Origin of the sequence: Labrenzia sp. THAF191a, assembly GCF_009363335.1 — a bacterium.
In the GTDB taxonomy this organism is placed as follows: Bacteria; Pseudomonadota; Alphaproteobacteria; order Rhizobiales; family Stappiaceae; genus Roseibium; species Roseibium algicola.
Genome location: NZ_CP045333.1, coordinates 2959657 through 2976856 on the forward strand (window position 1 = coordinate 2959657; position 17200 = coordinate 2976856).

Annotated in this window: 13 protein-coding genes; 12 read left to right on the top strand and 1 reads right to left on the bottom strand. The window is 61.2% G+C overall.

The genetic code is table 11. The features are described from left to right. Positions 1-6 precede the first annotated feature (6 nt). The 8 genes from FIV05_RS13520 to FIV05_RS13550 all read left to right on the top strand — a co-directional run bounded on the left by FIV05_RS13520 (position 7) and on the right by FIV05_RS13550 (position 11154). A complete protein-coding gene (locus FIV05_RS13520; protein WP_152509906.1) occupies positions 7-678 on the top strand; it encodes an outer membrane protein in 672 nt (223 codons plus the stop codon). Positions 679-945: 267 nt separating this feature from the next. Next, positions 946-2457 carry an HlyD family efflux transporter periplasmic adaptor subunit gene (locus FIV05_RS13525; protein WP_152509907.1) on the top strand — a complete coding sequence of 504 codons (1512 nt, stop codon included), beginning with the start codon at positions 946-948 and terminating at the stop codon, positions 2455-2457. A gap of 56 nt (positions 2458-2513) precedes the next feature. After that, entirely contained in the window at positions 2514-5693 is a 3180-nt protein-coding gene (locus tag FIV05_RS13530; RefSeq protein ID WP_152509908.1) for an efflux RND transporter permease subunit, read from the top strand. Between the two features lie 135 nt (positions 5694-5828). Next, the gene (locus FIV05_RS13535; RefSeq protein WP_152509909.1) at positions 5829-6833 is read left to right on the top strand and encodes an aldo/keto reductase; all 1005 of its coding nucleotides are present in this window, start codon (positions 5829-5831) and stop codon (positions 6831-6833) included. Between the two features lie 551 nt (positions 6834-7384). Continuing rightward, positions 7385-7789 carry an SxtJ family membrane protein gene (locus FIV05_RS13540; protein ID WP_152509910.1) on the top strand — a complete coding sequence of 135 codons (405 nt, stop codon included), beginning with the start codon at positions 7385-7387 and terminating at the stop codon, positions 7787-7789. 46 nt (positions 7790-7835) lie between these two features. Next, entirely contained in the window at positions 7836-7985 is a 150-nt protein-coding gene (locus FIV05_RS31590; RefSeq protein WP_173013837.1) for a DUF5989 family protein, read from the top strand. Positions 7986-7989: 4 nt separating this feature from the next. Beyond that, positions 7990-9825 carry a carbamoyltransferase gene (locus tag FIV05_RS13545; RefSeq protein ID WP_286202292.1) on the top strand — a complete coding sequence of 612 codons (1836 nt, stop codon included), beginning with the start codon at positions 7990-7992 and terminating at the stop codon, positions 9823-9825. A gap of 12 nt (positions 9826-9837) precedes the next feature. Then, a complete protein-coding gene (locus FIV05_RS13550; protein WP_152509912.1) occupies positions 9838-11154 on the top strand; it encodes an SGNH/GDSL hydrolase family protein in 1317 nt (438 codons plus the stop codon). A gap of 155 nt (positions 11155-11309) precedes the next feature. Here FIV05_RS13550 and hisN read toward each other — a convergent pair whose 3' ends face one another. Continuing rightward, positions 11310-12098, bottom strand: a complete 789-nt coding sequence (gene hisN / locus FIV05_RS13555) for a histidinol-phosphatase (RefSeq protein WP_152509913.1) — start codon at positions 12096-12098, stop codon at positions 11310-11312. Between the two features lie 202 nt (positions 12099-12300). Between hisN and FIV05_RS13560 the strand changes: the two genes are divergently transcribed. The 4 genes from FIV05_RS13560 (at position 12301) to FIV05_RS13575 (ending at position 16867) form a co-directional block, all read left to right on the top strand. Beyond that, positions 12301-13308, top strand: coding sequence for an ABC transporter substrate-binding protein (locus tag FIV05_RS13560; RefSeq protein WP_152509914.1), 1008 nt, complete (start codon positions 12301-12303; stop codon positions 13306-13308). 87 nt (positions 13309-13395) lie between these two features. Further along, on the top strand, positions 13396-14436 hold the full coding sequence (locus FIV05_RS13565) for an ABC transporter ATP-binding protein (protein ID WP_152509915.1): 1041 nt from the start codon (positions 13396-13398) through the stop codon (positions 14434-14436). Beyond that, positions 14433-16115 carry an ABC transporter permease subunit gene (locus FIV05_RS13570; protein WP_152509916.1) on the top strand — a complete coding sequence of 561 codons (1683 nt, stop codon included), beginning with the start codon at positions 14433-14435 and terminating at the stop codon, positions 16113-16115. The genes FIV05_RS13565 and FIV05_RS13570 overlap by 4 nt, the downstream gene beginning before the upstream one ends. Further along, positions 16115-16867: a DeoR/GlpR family DNA-binding transcription regulator gene (locus tag FIV05_RS13575; RefSeq protein WP_152509917.1), complete on the top strand. Its 753-nt coding sequence runs from the start codon at positions 16115-16117 to the stop codon at positions 16865-16867. The genes FIV05_RS13570 and FIV05_RS13575 overlap by 1 nt, the downstream gene beginning before the upstream one ends. Positions 16868-17200: the final 333 nt, after the last annotated feature.

Sequence of the window (17200 nt, forward strand, 5' to 3'; positions counted from 1 at the left end):
ACTCAAATGAAACGTCTTGCACTTGCTGGCATGGCCCTGACAGCTGCGACGGTCGCATCGGCGCCTGTCCTGGCTGCGGATTTGCCGCAGTCGCCGGCACCGGCCTATGAGGCGGTTCCGGCTCCGCAGCAGAGCATCGACTGGACCGGCCTTTATGTCGGTGGCAATCTCGGATGGGCTTTCGGCCAGTTCGACAACAAGGCCGGCAACAACACCGGGCTTGGAGTGGACGCGAACGGCATCGCCGGCGGTCTTTACACCGGTTACAATTACCAGGTGACGCCGAACATCGTGGTCGGCGCGGAAGCCGACTTCAGCCTGACCGACCTGGAAAAGTCCAAGTCCAACGGCGGCCTGACACTGCGGTCCAAGTCTGACTGGAACTCCAACTTCCGTGGCCGTGTCGGTTACGCCTTTGACCGTTACCTGGTCTATGGTGCCGGCGGTCTGGCGATTGCCGACCTGGAAGTTTCCGGCAATGGCGACACGGACAGCAAGACCGCCCTGGGCTGGACCCTTGGCGCAGGTGGCGAAGCAGCCATTACCAACAACATCAGCGCCAAGCTGGAATACGTCTACCAGGATTTCGGCGAACAGGATTTCAACCTGAACGGAACCGGCGTGAGCTCGGATTTCAACAATTCGCAGGTTCGCATGGGTATTGGCTACAAGTTCTAAGCCAGCCTCCCGGCCGACACGGAAAACCCGGTACCGCAAGGTGCCGGGTTTTTTCATGTCTGCTTTCCGGGTCTCTTCGGTCGGCTGCGGCAAAGAGAAGCGGCTGACGGGCGAACGGGCGGCCGGCGTATACAAGACGATACAAGTCGTTACAAGCTTTTCAGAATTTCGCCCCAGTACCGTGTTACTTAAGGGACCTGACGTTAAGTGCCGGTGCCCGGGTGGTTTTCTTCCAATCCACGCCCGGCCCTTCAGGTGGAGAGGCGAATGCGGTTTCTGATGCGCGGACTTGTCGGTCTGGCATTGATGGCGATCATGATCGGGTTTGCCGGTTTTGGCGGCTACCGTCTGTATACTGCCATGACGGCAGAAGAGACCGCGCAGCGACGTCCTGCCCGCGAACGCAGCTATTCGGTCAATGTCGCCGAGCTGACATCGCAAACGGTCGCGCCTGTCACGACCGCCTACGGCCAGGTGGAAAGCTGGCGGACGCTGGAACTCAGGGCCAGCTCGGAAGGCAGGCTTGTGGAGGTTGCCTCCAAGTTTCGCGACGGTGCTGCCGTGGCAAAGGGCGAACTGCTGCTGAGGATCGATCCGGCCAATGCGGAATTCCAGGTGCTGGACGCGGAAGCGGCCCTTGCCGATGCCGAGGCCCAGAAGGCGGAAGCCGCGGAAGCCATTGTCGGTGCCGAGCAGGAACTGGAAGCAGCCCGGCGCCAGCTGGACTTGCGCAAGCAGGCGCTAGAGCGCCAGCAGCAGCTGAGGGACAAGGGTTATTCCACGGCCGTACAGGTCGAGACCGAAGAACTGGCCGTCGCCTCCCTCGAACAATCGCTCAGCAATCGTCTGCAATCGGTCATCACTGCACGCAAGCGCATCGAGCGGATGGACCTGACGGTCAAGCGAGCCCGGCTCGCTCTGGACGATGCCAGGCGTACCCTGGAGGAAGTCACTCTGACGGCCCCCTTCACCGGCTACCTGTCTGAGGTCAACGCCACGCTGGGGCGCCGCGTCAGCTCTTCGGAGACGCTGGCCCTGTTGATCGATCCGGCGGCGCTGGAAGTCCGTTTCTCATTGTCGACCGATGAATTTTCCCGGCTGCTGGATACCAGCGGAAGTCTGGTCAAGGCACCCGTCACCGCAGTCCTGCAGCTGGGAGGCCGGTCCATCGAGGTTCCAGGTACCATTGACAGGGCCGCGGCCGTTGTCTCCGAAGGCGAAGCGGGCCGGACGCTGTTTGCGACGCTGGATCTGGAGCCGGGCACAGTGCTGCGGCCGGGCGATTTCGTGAAGGTGAATGTGCTTGAGCCGGAGCTGACCCGTGTCGCGAAGGTGCCTTCGGCGGCGCTGACGGAAGACGGCCGCATGCTGATCGTTGGCGAAGGGGATCGGATCGAGGAAATCAAGGCGACGATCCTGCGCCGGATGGGCAATGAAGTCATCGTTGCCAATGTCCCCTTTGGCGCCGATTACGTGCGTGAGCGCTTGCCGCAGCTTGGCACCGGTTTGAAGGTTACTCCCCGGCGCAACACCGGTGAACAGGATGCCCCGCAACCTGACGAGCCGGCGACGGCGCAAGCGTTGGAGGCGGGCGAAGCGCGTCTTTCCGGCGACCTGGTGGCGCTGGAACCTGAACGACGCGCGGCGCTGATCGATCAGTTGAACAGGTCCGACATGCCGGAAAACCGCAAGGCCAGACTGCTTGCCCTTCTGAACAAGCCGATGGTGCCGAAAGAGCTGATCGAACGGCTGGAGCATGGCGGCGGTAACAGCGGCTGAACACCGCTGTAAACCCAGCCGTATCCGACCTGATATTCTGATTGGAGTGTCCCGACATGCGTTCTCCTGGCGGATCGCAATTTGCCTCGCTGCTGGACTACATGGTCCGGCACCGCACAGCGGCGAACCTGCTGTTGGCCATGATGCTGATCAGCGGGTTCGCGGCCTCGACGCAGATCCGGACGCAGTTCTTTCCCGATTTTGTCCGCGAGGAAGTGGACGTCGTCGTCAACTGGTCAGGCGCCGGGCCTGAGGATCTCGACCGGGCCGTTGTCGAAATCCTGGGACCGCAGCTGCTTGCCATCAACGGTGTCGACGAAGCCACATCCGTTGCGCGCGAGGGGCGGGCCAGCATCGAACTGGAGTTCGAGGACGGCTGGGACATGGGCCAGGCAACCGACGAGGTGAAGGCCGCCGTCGATCAGGCCCGTTCCAGTCTTCCCGAAGGCATCGACGAACCAGTGGTCACCCGCAGCGTCTATTCCGACCGGGTGACAGATGTCGTCATGTATGGGCCGGTCGATATCGACCAGCTTGCCCGCTTTGCCGAAGATCTCCAGACCGTCTTTTTCCGCCAGGGCGTCACGCGGGTCACCATTCGAGGACTGGAAGACCCGATCATCCGGGTGAATGTCGGCGAGAACATGCTGGTGCGGCATGGTCTGACGCTTGCCGAAATCGCTGACGTTGTTTCGGCGGAGATGGAAACGACGCCTGCAGGCGATGTCGCGGGCAGTTCCGCCCGGCTGCGCACCGGCCAGACCCGGCGCAGCGAGCAGGAACTGGGAGAGATCGTTCTGAAAGCGCCCTCCCAAGGGGAAAAGCTTGAGCTGCGGTCCGTTGCCGACATTGTCACAGAAGGGGTGGAAAGCGGCCGGGCCTATTATCACAAGGGCATGCCGGCGGTGGTTCTGCGGGTCAGCCGGAGCGCCCAGGGAGACACCATCGAGATCCAGCGGGCAGTGGAGCGGATCACGGCGGACTTCCAGCACACCCTTCCAGAGGGTGTTGTCGTTCAACTGACCAACACCCGCTCGCAGGCGATCATCGACCGGCTGGATATCCTGGTCGAAAACGGCATTTTCGGGCTGGCCCTGGTGCTGTTGTTCCTGTTTCTGTTTCTTTCAGCCAGAACAGCCTTCTGGGTGGCGGCTGGAATTCCGGTGGCGATGGCCGCCACGATCGGCCTGATGTATGTCTTCGGGATCACGCTGAACATGATCTCCGTGTTCGCGCTGATCATCTGTCTCGGCATCGTCGTGGATGACGCCATCGTGGTCGGCGAGCATGCCGACTTCCTGCACAGGCGCGGCTATTCGCCAGCGGAAGCCGCCAGCCTTGCCGCAAGGCGCATGACGGCACCGGTCTTCTGCGCCTCCATCACCACGTTGATTGCCTTTGTCGGACTGGTTGCCATCGGTGGGCGTTTCGGCAGTCTTGTCGCCGATATTCCCTTTACGGTGTCGGTGGTGCTGATTGCCAGCCTGGTGGAATCCTTTCTCATCCTGCCGGCCCACATGAACCACGCGCTGAAGGCCAGCAAGAAGAAACACTGGTTCGACCTGCCCAACCGCCTGTTCAACCGGGGCTTCGTCTGGTTCCGGGAAAAGCTGTTTCGCCGGTTCGTCGGCTGGGTTCTCGCCGTGCGGTATCCGGCTATCGGCTTTGCGCTGATGGTCCTGGCGCTGTCGCTCACCTTGGTTTTCGACAAGTCGGTTCGCTGGCGGTTTTTCAATGCGCCGGAACAAGCGGTGGTTTCCGCCAGCATTGCCATGATGCCCGGGGCAAAACGCGATGACACCAAGGCGATGATTGCGGAGATGGAACGCGCGCTTGACGTGGTCAACCAGCGATACAGCGAGCAATATGGTGCCGAACCGGTGGTCTTCGCGCTCTCCACCGTCGGTGCGACGGCGGGGCGCGGCCTCATGGGGGCAGATACAAAGGACGCCGACCAGCTTGGCGGGATTTCCATAGAACTGCTCGACCCCGACCTTCGGCCCTATTCGGCCTTTCAGTTCATCGGCGACTGGCGCGAGGAGATCGTAAATCCGCCGCTTCTGGAAACGATGGCCCTGCGCGGCGAGCGCTCAGGTCCGGGGGGCGATGCGATCGACATCAAGCTCTACGGCAACTCCACGGAAAACCTGAAGGCCGCTGCCGAAAGCCTGAAGCAGTCTCTGGCGCCTATGGAAGGCGTCAGCGCGCTGGAGGATACGCTGGCCTACGACAAGCCGGAGCTGAACCTGACGCTGACACCGCGCGGCGAAGCCCTTGGCTTCACCACGGAGGAAATCGCCCGCATTCTGCGCAACCGGCTGGAGGGCATCGAGGTTGCCGAGTTTCCGATCGGCAGGCGAACGGCGACAGTGAAAGTGCTGTTGCCGGATGAGGAAACGGATGCCGCGTTTCTCTATTCAACGCGGGTGCGCACCGAAGCGGGCACCTATGTTTCCCTGAGCGAGATTGTCAGCATCGACAGCACCTACGGCTTTGCCTCGGTCCGCCGCAGCGACGGGCTGCGCACGCTGCGGGTTTTCGGTGATGTATCGGAGGACAATCCGGCAGCCGCTGCCCGAGTGACCGACATGCTGCAGAACGAGCTTCTGCCACAGCTTGCCGCCGACTATGACGTCGAAAGCGAGATGAGCGGGCTGGCGGAGCAGGAACGCTCGTTCCTCTCCGATGCACTGATCGGCTTTGCCATGTGTCTGGCCGGCATCTACCTGGTACTCTGCTGGATCTTCGAATCCTGGACCCGGCCGCTGATGATCATGATCATCATTCCCTTCGGCTGCGTCGGCATGATCTGGGGTCACTACCTGCACGGCATTCCGCTGTCGATGTTCTCCGTGGTCGGTTTCATCGGCATGGCGGGCATCATCATCAACGACAGCATCGTGCTGGTGACCACTATCGACGAATACGCCAAGGACCATCCCTTCCGGCAGGCCGTGGTCAACGGTGTTTGCGACCGGTTGCGTGCGGTCGTGCTGACGACCGCAACGACTGTGTTCGGCCTGGCGCCGCTGCTGTTCGAGACCAGTCGCCAGGCCCAGTTCCTGCTGCCGACAGTCATCACGCTGGCCTACGGGCTGGGCGTCGGGCTGTTCCTGGTCATCCTTCTGGTGCCGGCTCTGCTGGCGGTGCAGAAGGATTTCGGTCAGGCGATCACCAGTGGCAGGCGCCTGCTCAAGGCTCGGGGCAGGGCACCGCTTTCCGGCGGACAGGTGTGACCGCAGGGGGGACGGTGCAGTGATGGACTGGAGCAAAGCCTGAAACCGGATCGAAATACCTGATCCAATCCCGACGTCTTATCGGAAAAGTATCTGATCAAGGTCAGTTCAATCAATCGTGGAAGGAGACACGCATTGGACCGTCGTTGGCTGGGCGATCGTGCCCTGTCTGTGCCCGTTCTCAGCTTGGGGACGGCGAGTTTCACGTCCGGGCCATGGTCTGGCAATGATGCGGGTGCAGCCCGGCGTTTTGTCGACATTTGTCTCGACGAGGGGCTGAACATGTTCGACACCGCGGACGTCTATTCCGGCGGAAATGCCGAAATGGTGCTCGGGCAGGCAATCAACGGGCGCCGGGACAAGGTGATCATCTCCACGAAGGCGGGTCTGCGGACCGGGCCGAGCGAACATGACGTGGGCAGTTCACGTAGCCACCTGCTGACTGCTGTCGAGGGAATGCTGAGCCGTCTGCGCACCGACTATATTGACCTGTTCCAGCTCCATGCGTTTGACGCAATGACACCGGTCGAAGAAACCATGGAGGTGTTGGATGACCTGGTGAAAGCGGGGAAGGTTCGGCAACTGGGTGTCTCGAACTATGCCGGCTGGCAGTTGATGAAGTCTCAGGCTGCGGCACGATACAACGGTTGGCAGCCGCTGGTGGCGCACCAGGTGTATTATTCGCTTATCGGTCGCGATTACGAATTGGAATTGATGCCATTGGGCCTGGATCAAGGCGTTTCAGCCCTGGTGTGGAGCCCGCTTGGGTGGGGGCGCCTGAAGGGTGGCGGGAAGCACGCTTCAGCAGGCCGGCACAAGGACGCAACCCCGAACTATGCACCGCCTCTTTACGACGAAACCCTTCTTGAGCGCGTACTTGCAGCATTGGGGGAGGTGGCTCGTGACACAGGCAAAAGCGAAGCCCAGATCGCACTGAACTGGCTTCTGCAGCGGCCGACCGTGGCTAGCCTCATCATCGGGGTTAGCAGCGAAGCTCAGTTGCGCAACAACATGGAGGCCACCGGCTGGGAGCTGGATGCCGAACATATGCGTCTGCTTGACGAAGCCAGCACCACTCCCGTTCCCTATCCGTATTGGCACCAACGCGCATTCCCGGAACGCAATCCGCAACCGGTCTGATCATCGTTCCATCCCATGCCTAAGGGGCGGGTGTGAAAGTCCTAACTGGATCAGAAGGGCCAGGCTGCGGCCAATGTCACATGCCGGTTTGCGGGAGCATGCCGAGGCCATGCCATGTGGTCTGATCCCGCTGTCGGGGGCATCAAACCTGCTGAAACGCTTGATTGGCTGGCAGCGTCTGCGAGACAAATCTGAAAGGACGGCTGCTCACGAAAGGTGATGTAACGGATTTCGGCATCGTTGAGGCCGGGCTGGCGAGCACGTTTCCCACCCTGCGGCAGCATCCAGGCATTTCGGGAGCGCCCCACACAGTCCCCGGCCTACGTTGCTTCAATGCCTCGTTGCAAGCAGCCCGGTTCGCGGCTTTGTACTTCGTTTGAGCCCTATGGCTCATGCCTCCCAGGTTATCAATCCGGGTTTACGCAGTGGATCCCTCTTTCGATTTGTGCAAAACCGCATCATGTGCTTAATTTTTACGCGAATATTAACTGGGGACTAACCCCGTCGATTTTGCTATGTATAGTACAGGTTGTTTACCTGTGTGGTTCCAAATGAGTGATCATCAGTTCAATACCTCGGTCAGGATGGGCTCCGAACGGAATTTCGGGCTGGTCTTCGCTGCGGTCTTTTTGCTGATTGGGCTGTGGCCGGTCACTGGTGGCGCCGCGCCGCGATTGCTTTTGCTATGCATTGCGGCTGTTTTTATTGCCCTCGCCATGTTTGCGCCGCAGAGCCTGCGCCTACCCAACAGGTTGTGGTTCAAACTGGGCATGCTGCTAGGTGCCGTTGTGGCGCCGATAGTGATGGCGCTTATCTTTATTTTAGTCTTCGTTCCAATCGGGCTTGCGATGCGAGCCAGTGGAAAGGATCCGCTTTCAAGGAAAGTGGATCCGAATGAAAAATCTTATTGGATTCTCAGAACCGACCAGCCGAAGTCCATGAAACTGCAATATTAGGACAAAATACCGGCACGGTTCCCAGACAAAGCAAGGAATTGCCTCTATGTCGATGATCGCCGAATTGTGGGATTTTTTACGCGAAAGGCGTAAATTCTGGCTTTTGCCGGTTTTCATTGTACTGGCGATTTTTGGTGCGCTGATCGTGCTCAGCCAGGGCTCGGCGGTCGCCCCCTTCATCTATGCGCTGTTCTAGACCAGTGACGGCGATCCTCGGAATCTCGGCGCTGTATCACGACAGCGCCGCGGCACTGCTGGTCGATGGCCGGATCGTGGCCGCCGCGCAGGAGGAGCGCTTTACCCGGCGCAAGCACGATGCAGGCTTTCCCGCCCATGCTATTGCCTATGTGCTGGATGAAGCCGGGCTGGACCTTGCCAGCGTCGATCACGTTGCCTTCTACGACAAGCCCTTCCTGAAGTTCGAGCGCTTGCTGGAGTCCTATCTGGCCTATGCCCCACGCGGTTTCAATTCGTTTCGGATGGCGATGCCGGTCTGGCTGCGCGAGAAGCTGTTCCTGAAGGACCTGCTGAAGCGAGAACTGAGCCTTTTCGACCCGCGCTTCCCCGTGGACAAGCTGCTGTTCGCCGAACATCACATCAGCCATGCCGCCAGTGCCTTCTACTCTTCACCCTTCGAAGAAGCGGTGGTGCTGACCATCGACGGGGTGGGGGAATGGGCGACGACCACGGTTGCGATCGGACGCGGCAAGGATCTGGAAATTCAGCGCGAACTGCATTTCCCGCATTCGCTGGGCCTGCTCTATTCCGCCTTCACCTATTACACCGGCTTCAAGGTGAATTCCGGCGAATACAAGGTGATGGGGCTGGCCCCCTATGGTCAACCGCGATTTCGCGACCTGATGCTGGATCGGATCGTTGATGTAAAGCCGGACGGCTCGTTCCGGCTGGATCAGCGTTATTTCAACTATGCGGCGGGTCTGACCATGACCAGCAAGGCCATGGAGGACCTGTTCGGCCACTCCGTGCGCCAGCCCGAGACGGAACCGCTGACACAGTTCCACATGGATATCGCCGCCTCGGTCCAGGCGGTGACCGAGGAGATCCTGCTGCGCATGACCCGCGCGCTGGCGCAGGAATACGGGATTCCCTCGCTGTGCCTTGCCGGCGGGGTGGCGCTGAACTGCGTGGCCAATGGCAAGATCTTGCGCGACGGCGCCTTTCGCGACATCTGGGTGCAGCCGGCGGCGGGCGATGCCGGGGGTGCGCTCGGGGCGGCGCAGGCCGCGTGGCATATGGAACTGGGCCAGCCCCGACAGGCGCAGCCCGGCGATGCCATGCGGGGTGCCTATCTGGGTCCAGCCTTCGACGACGACCGGATCGCGGCGGATCTGACAGCGGCGGGGGCCAGCTTTACCCGGCTGGACGAGGGCGAGATCCTGGCCCGCAGCGCACAGGCGCTGGCGGATGGCAAGGCCGTAGGCTGGTTTCAGGGACGGATGGAATTCGGGCCGCGCGCCCTTGGCAACCGGTCTATCCTTGGCGACCCGCGCTCGGGCTCCATGCAGAAGTTGCTGAACCTCAAGGTGAAATACCGCGAGAGCTTCCGGCCCTTTGCGCCTTCTGTCCTGCGCGAGCATGTCAGCGAGTGGTTCGATCTGGACGGGGACAGCCCTTACATGCTGCTGGTCGCCGATGTTGCCGAACGTATCCGGCGCCAGATGACGTCCGAGGAGCAGGCTCTTTTCGGCATCGACAAGCTGAACATCCGTCGCTCGGACATCCCCGCCGTGACCCATGTCGATTATTCGGCCCGCGTGCAGACCGTGCATCGCGACACCAACCCGAAATATCACGCGCTGATCTCTGCCTTTCACGACCTGACCGGCTGCCCGCTACTGGTCAATACCTCGTTCAACGTGCGCGGAGAACCGATCGTCTGCACTCCGACCGACGCCTTCCGCTGCTTCATGGGCACCGGGATCGAGATGCTGGTCGCCGGCAATTGCCTGCTGGAGAAGGAGGCGCAGGACGCCTCGCTGCATGAGAATTACGAAAACATGTACGAACTGGACTGACCGGAGGAGCCCTTGCACATCTTCGGCCGCCATCGCCGGATCGCTACCATCTTGTGCCTGATCCCGGCGGGTTACTTCCTGCTGACCGCGATCTTTGCGCTGGTGCATTTTGACGATTTCGCCTCAGACCTGCCCAGGCTGCTGCGTTATGTGCTGGGGCCGCTGGCGATTGCCGCGCTGCTGGTTGGCTGCGCCTGGCTTCTGTCGCCCGACAACGCGCTGACGGTGGGGATTACAGCTTGCTCGATCCTGGCCGGGATGTTCATGTTCGAGGGGTACATGCGCTGGCATAACCTGCCGCAGCGGATGGGGCTGGCCGGGATCGTCGATGGCGGAACCGATCTGGAGCGTTATGGCGGCGCCATGCCTCCGGCCTATACGATCAAGGCCCTGAATGCCAAGTTGGGGACCGAAACTCTGGCCGATGCGGTGCTGGCCGGGACGCCCGGAGCCGAGATGCTGCTGTGCAGCCGTATGGGCGTGCCGGTCACAACACGGATCGACAGTTACGGTTTTCGCAATCCGCAGTCGGAAACCGCCGCGCCGGTCGATCTGATGATCCTCGGCGATTCCTTTGCCGAGGGGATTTGTCTCGACGATGGCCAGCATTTCGTCGACCAGATGCGTGCGGGCGGGGCTTCGATCCTGAACACTGCCAGCCGGGGCGCAGGCCCCTTGTATGAACTGGCGGTCCTTGGCCGCTATGGCCCGCATTTTCGTCCCCGCATCACCGTTCTGGCCTTTTTCGAGGGGAACGACTGGGAAAACCTGTCCGTTGAAACAGAACAGCCGTGGCTGCACGAGGCCCTGGCGCCGGAGGCCGATTTCGGCCCGATCGAGTTGGACGCGGCGCGGCGCGCGGACGCGACCAGGATCATTGCTGGCTGGTGGCAGGGCACTGCTGCCACTCTGGAGGAATATCTGAGCCGCCGGGCCTATTTGCGCAATTTCCTCGCCCTTCAGGAAACCGCCAGCATCCTGGGCCTGCACTACCCCAAGGCGGCCAGCGACAACCCGGTTTTCGAGCAGATCCTGCATCGCATGAAGCAGATCGCGGATGGCTGGCAGGGGCGGGTGGTGGTGGTCTACATCCCCGCTCTCGACCAGTTCGGAGGGGTGTTTCCGCATGGCTTTCTCAGCGCTCCGCTACGCGAGAACGTGGCGCGCGCAGCCGAGAGCGCAGGCCTGGGTCTGATCGACCTGACCCCGACCTTTCGCGACTATCCCTCGCCGCTGGGCCTTTATGCGCCGGATGCGCATCTGAATGCCGAAGGCGCGGCGCTTGCCGCCGGCACGATCATGGCCGACCCGCTGATGGCCCTTCCCTGACGCCGCCATGCCTCCAGCGTTGGAATGCCCCGTTTCTGGCAACGGCGTTGACAGGCAGCCTCGTCATGTCTCCCGGGCTGACGACGCTGGCACGGGCATAGGATCTGAATTGGGACGGCGCGGGGGCGACAGCCCAGGGCACTGTCGAAGGCGGGTCAGGACAAGGCGGCCAGGGCTTCTGCGTGCAGTGTGGCGTTGGCCGCGGCGAGAACCTGACCTTCGGAGTGCAGGCCCAGCTTTTCACCTTTCCAGTCGGTGATCACGCCTCCCGCACCCTCGATAACCGGAATGAGGGCCATGTAATCGTAGGGATGCAGATTCATTTCGAACACCAGATCAATGTGGCCTGAAGCCAGCAGTCCGTATCCGTAGCAGTCGCCCCCGAAGCGGCGCATGGCGACCTTGCTTGAGAGGGCCTCGAACTGCGCGCGTCCCTCGGTGTCGAACGTGTCGGGCGTGGTTGTGTAAAGGATCGCGTCGGCCAGTCGGTGCCGGCCGCTGGTGCGGCAAGGTCCACCATTGAATGTTGACGGTTCACCACGCCGCCCCGTCCAGCGTTCGCCGGTCGGCGGTATCGAGATGATGCCGAGTTCCGGTGTCCCGTTGAAAAGGCAGGCAATGAGCGTGCCGAAGGTCGGCATCCCGGAAACAAAACTCTTCGTTCCGTCAATCGGGTCGAGCACCCACAGGTATTGGGCATCCAGACGTGCGTCCTCGTGCTCTTCGCCAAGAATGCCATGGGCCGGGAACTCCTTGAGGATGCTTTCACGCATCGCGGCCTCGATGGCGCGGTCAGCCTGCGTGACCGGGGAAAGGTCGGCCTTTTGTTCCACGTCCAATGGCTTGCGGAAGTAGGTCATCGCCATGGCGTCGGCCACGTTGGCGAGCCCGTCGGCAAAACGCGCCAGCATCTCCGTTTCGGGCGGCGTCGTGGAGCTTTGCATGGGTTTTCCTTGTCTGCGGGGAAGCTGGCAACGATGGTCAGCCGGCAAATTAACTCTAGACAAAATCCACAAAAATGCAAGACTACACAAATATCCCCAGAACCGCGAACAGAGGACGCGGCAATAACAAAGGGTCTCGGGAGGATCCGATCCGGGGCAGGCACTGGCACACGAACACGTGGATCAACAAGGAGAGACGACAATGAAGACCTGGACGAAATTCACCTTGGCTTCGCTGTTTGCCGTCGGCATGACGGCAACAGCCTCTGCCGACGAAATCACCGTCTACACTGCGCTTGAGGAAGAAGAGATCGCGGCTTATGTCGAGGCCGCCCAGAAGGCGATGCCCGATACCGAGATCAATGTGCTGCGCCTGTCCACCGGCAAGCTGGGCGCGCGTCTTCTGGCAGAAGCGGGCAACCCGCAGGCCGACGTGATCTGGGGATGGGCCGTCAGCGCCATGATGGACCCGCAGATCCTGGAGATGCTGGAACCCTACGCAGCCAAGGGCGTCGACGTTCTGCCTGCCTCCTTCCGTGGTGAAGACGGCAAATGGTTTGCTCCGATCGGCTACATGGGTGCGTTCTGCGTGAACACGGCACGGCTTGAGGAAAAGGGCCTGCCGATGCCCAAGAGCTGGAAGGATCTGGAGAACCCGGACTTCAAGGGCGAGATCCTGATGCCGGACCCGAATTCTTCCGGGACCGGATACCTGCACGTCAATGCGGTTCTGCAAACCATGGGTGAAGAGGCAGGCTGGGCACAGCTCGAAGCCGTCGATCCGAACATGGCACAATATACTTCATCCGGTTCCAAACCCTGCAAGTCCGCACGCGTCGGCGAATACACCGTCGGCATTTCACTGGCTTTCACCGCGATGCAGTCCATCGAGGAAGGCTATCCGCTGGCAATGGTCTTCCCCGAGGAAGGCGTTGGATATGAACTGGAAGCATCCGGCCTGATGGAAAGCTCCGACAACAAGGATGCGGCAAAGGCCTTCCTCGACTGGACGATGTCTGACGAGGCAATCGGTCTCTACCAGCAGTACAAGGCGCTGATCACGGTTCCGGGTGTCGATGCTTCGCAAGCAGCTGAAAAAGCGGGCCTGCCGGCTGATATTTCGACCGTCCTGGCGAAAATCGATTTCGTCACAGCGGCCAAGAACCAGACGGCCGTGAAGGAAACCTGGAAAGAAAAGCTGGGCCGCTGATCGTGCCCGCGGCAGCTTCGGCTGCCGCCAGAAGCGCGCGGGGCTTTACTGGAGGCCCGCGCACCTTTGACAGGAGACCGATCCGCCGTGTACTTGACCGTCCGTAACGCCACCAAGACCTTCGGGTCCTTCAAAGCGCTCGACAATGTCTCGATCGAGATCGATCGACGGGAATTCGTTTGCCTGCTGGGTCCCTCCGGCTGTGGCAAGACGACACTCCTGCGGCTGATCGCCGGGCTGACGGAGCTGAACAGCGGCGAAATCCTTCTGGAGGGGACGGCGCTTTCGAACCTTCCCGCACGCAAGCGGGGCTTCGGGATCGTGTTCCAGTCCTACTCGCTCTTTCCCAACATGACAGTGGCCGAAAACATCGGTTACGGGCAGAAGATCCGTGGCACGCCGCGGTCGGAGATTTCACGACGTGTGACCGAACTTCTGGAGCTGGTGAAATTGCCGCAAGTCGCAGGCAAGTTCCCCGGTCAGCTGTCCGGCGGACAGCAGCAGCGGATCGCGTTGGCCAGGGCAATCGCCGTCGACCCGCGCGTCTTGCTGCTGGACGAACCGCTTTCGGCGCTCGACGCGAAGGTCCGGGCCGAACTGCGAGACGAAATCCGCCATGTTCAGCGTTCGCTCGGGATTCCAACCTTGATGGTGACACATGACCAGGAAGAGGCGCTGGCGCTGGCGGACAAGATCATCTGCATGAACCATGGTGTCGTGGTGCAGGCCGGCACGCCGGAAGACCTCTACCATCGACCGGCGACGCGCTTTGTGGCGGACTTCATGGGGATCAGCAATCTCGTTTCTGCCGCCCCGATCCGGCGTGAATTCCCGGATCTTATGGCAAAGTGGCCGGGGGGAGCGGGGACGGAGCATGTTGCCTGCATTCGCCCGGAACAGATCGGCTTGACCCCGGCGCAGGACGGCAACGCCACGGTGCGCAGCATCAGTTTTCTTGGCAATCTCAGACGGCTTGAGGTCGAGAGCGCGATCGGTCCGCTGGTTGTCGAGACCCACGGGTATAATTCCTGTCACGAGGGCGAACGCGTGAACCTGAGCATTCCACCGGAAGCCTGCACCTGGGTGGCTGACGACATCACCCACAAGCCTGCCGAGAACGCCGCATGAGCGGTGTGGAAACGATGACCACGCCTGCGCGCAGGCAACTGGATGCGGACCGGCTGCTGACACTTGTTTGCGTTGGGCTGCCACTGATTGGGCTCGTCCTCTTCTTTCTCTACCCGATGGTGATCGTGTTCCTGCGTTCCCTGACGGTTGACGATGGTTACGGGCTTGCCAACTACACGAGGGTTCTGGGGTCGACGGGGTTCTGGCGCGCGACCGAACATTCCCTGATCATGGGGGCTGCCACCACAGTTCTCAGCGTCTTCCTTGGTTTCATCATCGCGCATGGGCTTTATCGCTGCGCTTTCCGGGGCAAGTGGCTGATCCGCGGCGTGATCGTCCTGCCGCTGCTGGCCCCCTCTCTCGTGCAGGCTCTTGGGCTGATCTTCCTTCTGGGACGCAACGGCGTCATCAGCCGTGCCCTGGGTGTCGAGATCGAAATCTACGGCTTCTGGGGGCTGTTGATCGCCAACACGCTTTATGCCTTGCCGCAGGCGGTGATGATTATCGGGGCGGCGCTGGTCCTGCTGGACGCGCGCGTTTACGAAGCTGCGGAAGTCATGGGCGCTTCGCCGTCGCGCCAGTTTCGCGATCTGACCTTGCCCGCGGCGCGCTTCGGGATCCTCAACGCGGCTTTCGTCTGCTTTACAATCACGATCACCGATTTCGGCAACGCGGCGGTGATCGGTGGGGACTACTCGGTTCTGGCGACCGAAATCTACTCTCAAGTGGTCGGCCAGCGGAATTTCAACATGGGAGCCGTCGTCGGCATCATGCTGTTGTTGCCGACGGTGGTTTCCTATGCCATCGAGCGTCAGGCGATGAAGCGGCAGCAGGTCGGGCAGATGGCTGGCCAGGTACCGTATCGGCCCTCCTTCGCCCCCGTGCGCGACCCGGTCATGGCGTTCCTGTCGCTTCTGGTCTGCACCGGCATCGTCGCGGTTATCGGCATTGTCGTCTACGCAAGCTTTGTCACCCTTTGGCCCTACAACATGGCGCTGTCGTTCAAGCACTACGACATCACATTGGCCGGGGGGTATTCCTCGCTCTGGATGACCATCGTGATATCGCTCATGGCGGCGTCGGGAGGCACGCTTGCTGTCTTCCTTCTGTGCCTTGGGCTGCGCCGCCTTCCGCGCAGCGTGGCCCAGCCCATCCAGATGCTGGCCGCCATGCCGGCCGCAGTACCCGGGATGGTCCTGGGGCTTGCCTATATCCTGACTTTCAATTCAACCGCGACGCCGCTCTACCTTCTCTATGGGACGGCGGCCCTCATCGCGATCATCAACTTCTACCACTACCACACACAGGGTTTTCTGACGGTGATGACCGGTTTTCGCCAATTGCCCCGGGCGCTTGAGGAAGCTGCAGACAGCCTTGGAGCTGGAATGGCAAGGACGGCCGTCGATATCGTCGCGCCGTTCATCGCCCCAATGCTCGTTTCGGTGTTCTTTTTCCTCTTCATGCGGTCCATGGTAACCCTGTCGGCAGTCGTCTTCCTCACCACGCCTGACCTGAGCGTGGCGGCTGTCACCATCATGCGGCTGGACGATGCCGGTCTGACTTCTCAGGCGGCAGCCTTTTCCACCTGCGTGATGGCAGTCGTCTGTATTGCGCTTTTGAGCATGAAGGGAACGCTGGTGCTGATGGGACGAGGCAACCGGAGCAAGGTGCGGACCTGATGTGGGCGAAAGAACGTCACCGGCTCATTCTGTCCATGCTGAGCGCCAGCCAGCAGGTGAGCGCCAACGATCTTGCGCAGATGCTGAACGTCTCTCGCGAGACGGTGCGCCGCGATTTGCTGGACCTTGAAGAGTCCGGACAGGTCAGCCGCGTCCATGGTGGCGCGGTCCTGCCCGAGCCGCGTTCCGAGGAACCCTTCCGCCAACGGATGACGACGCAGATCCGGGCAAAGTCGGAGATTGCCCGCAAGGCAGCCGGACTGATCCAGCCCGGACAGACGATCCTTGTGGACGCGGGTACCACTACAGCCCTGTTTGCCCGTGAACTGGCCAAGCTGTCGGATCTGTCGGTGATCACCAACTCGATTGATATTGCCACCACGCTGCAAGGGGCGGGCAAGGACGTGCTGCTGCTCGGTGGACGGATGGCGGCCGACGTCCCTTCGACAGTCGGCGAACTCACCCTGTCTGAAATCCGCCGTTTCCGTGTCGACCTGTGCTTTTCGGCTCCGGTCGCGGTGCATCCGGTCAAGGGTGCGTTCTTCTATGACCTGCAGGAAGCCGAAATCTCCAAAGCCATGGCGGCACAGGCGCAGCAGACGGTTATTCTGGCCGACCAGAGCAAGCTTGGAAAAACCAGCAGGGTTCAGGCCTTGGAGGTAGGAGAGATCGGCAGGCTTGTGACAAACAGGGTAGCAACTGAAGAGCACGTAGCGGCCTTCCGCCAAGCGGCCATAGACGTAATGGCTTGAGAAGCGAAAACCGCGCGATAGACGGGACCGGATTGCACAACGCGGTACAGATTTTCTGCACTCGCGCCTGGTTGGGCAAACTGAAGCGTCTATTCAATGTCGTCTTTGTTCAGCTGTTGTGGAGGGAACGGCCATGGCGACATGGGGGATCGGCACCCGTACCACGTTGCCGCTCCGCCCGATTCATCCCCAGCCTGCGTTTCTCCCGACCTGATATGGACAGCCCATGGTTTCAGCTTGCCAGCTCCAGCCATTTTCAGGCCTCATGGACGGGGGCGGAAAGTCCCAAATGGATCAGCCAGGCCGGACAACGGGCGATGTTCCATCCCGGTT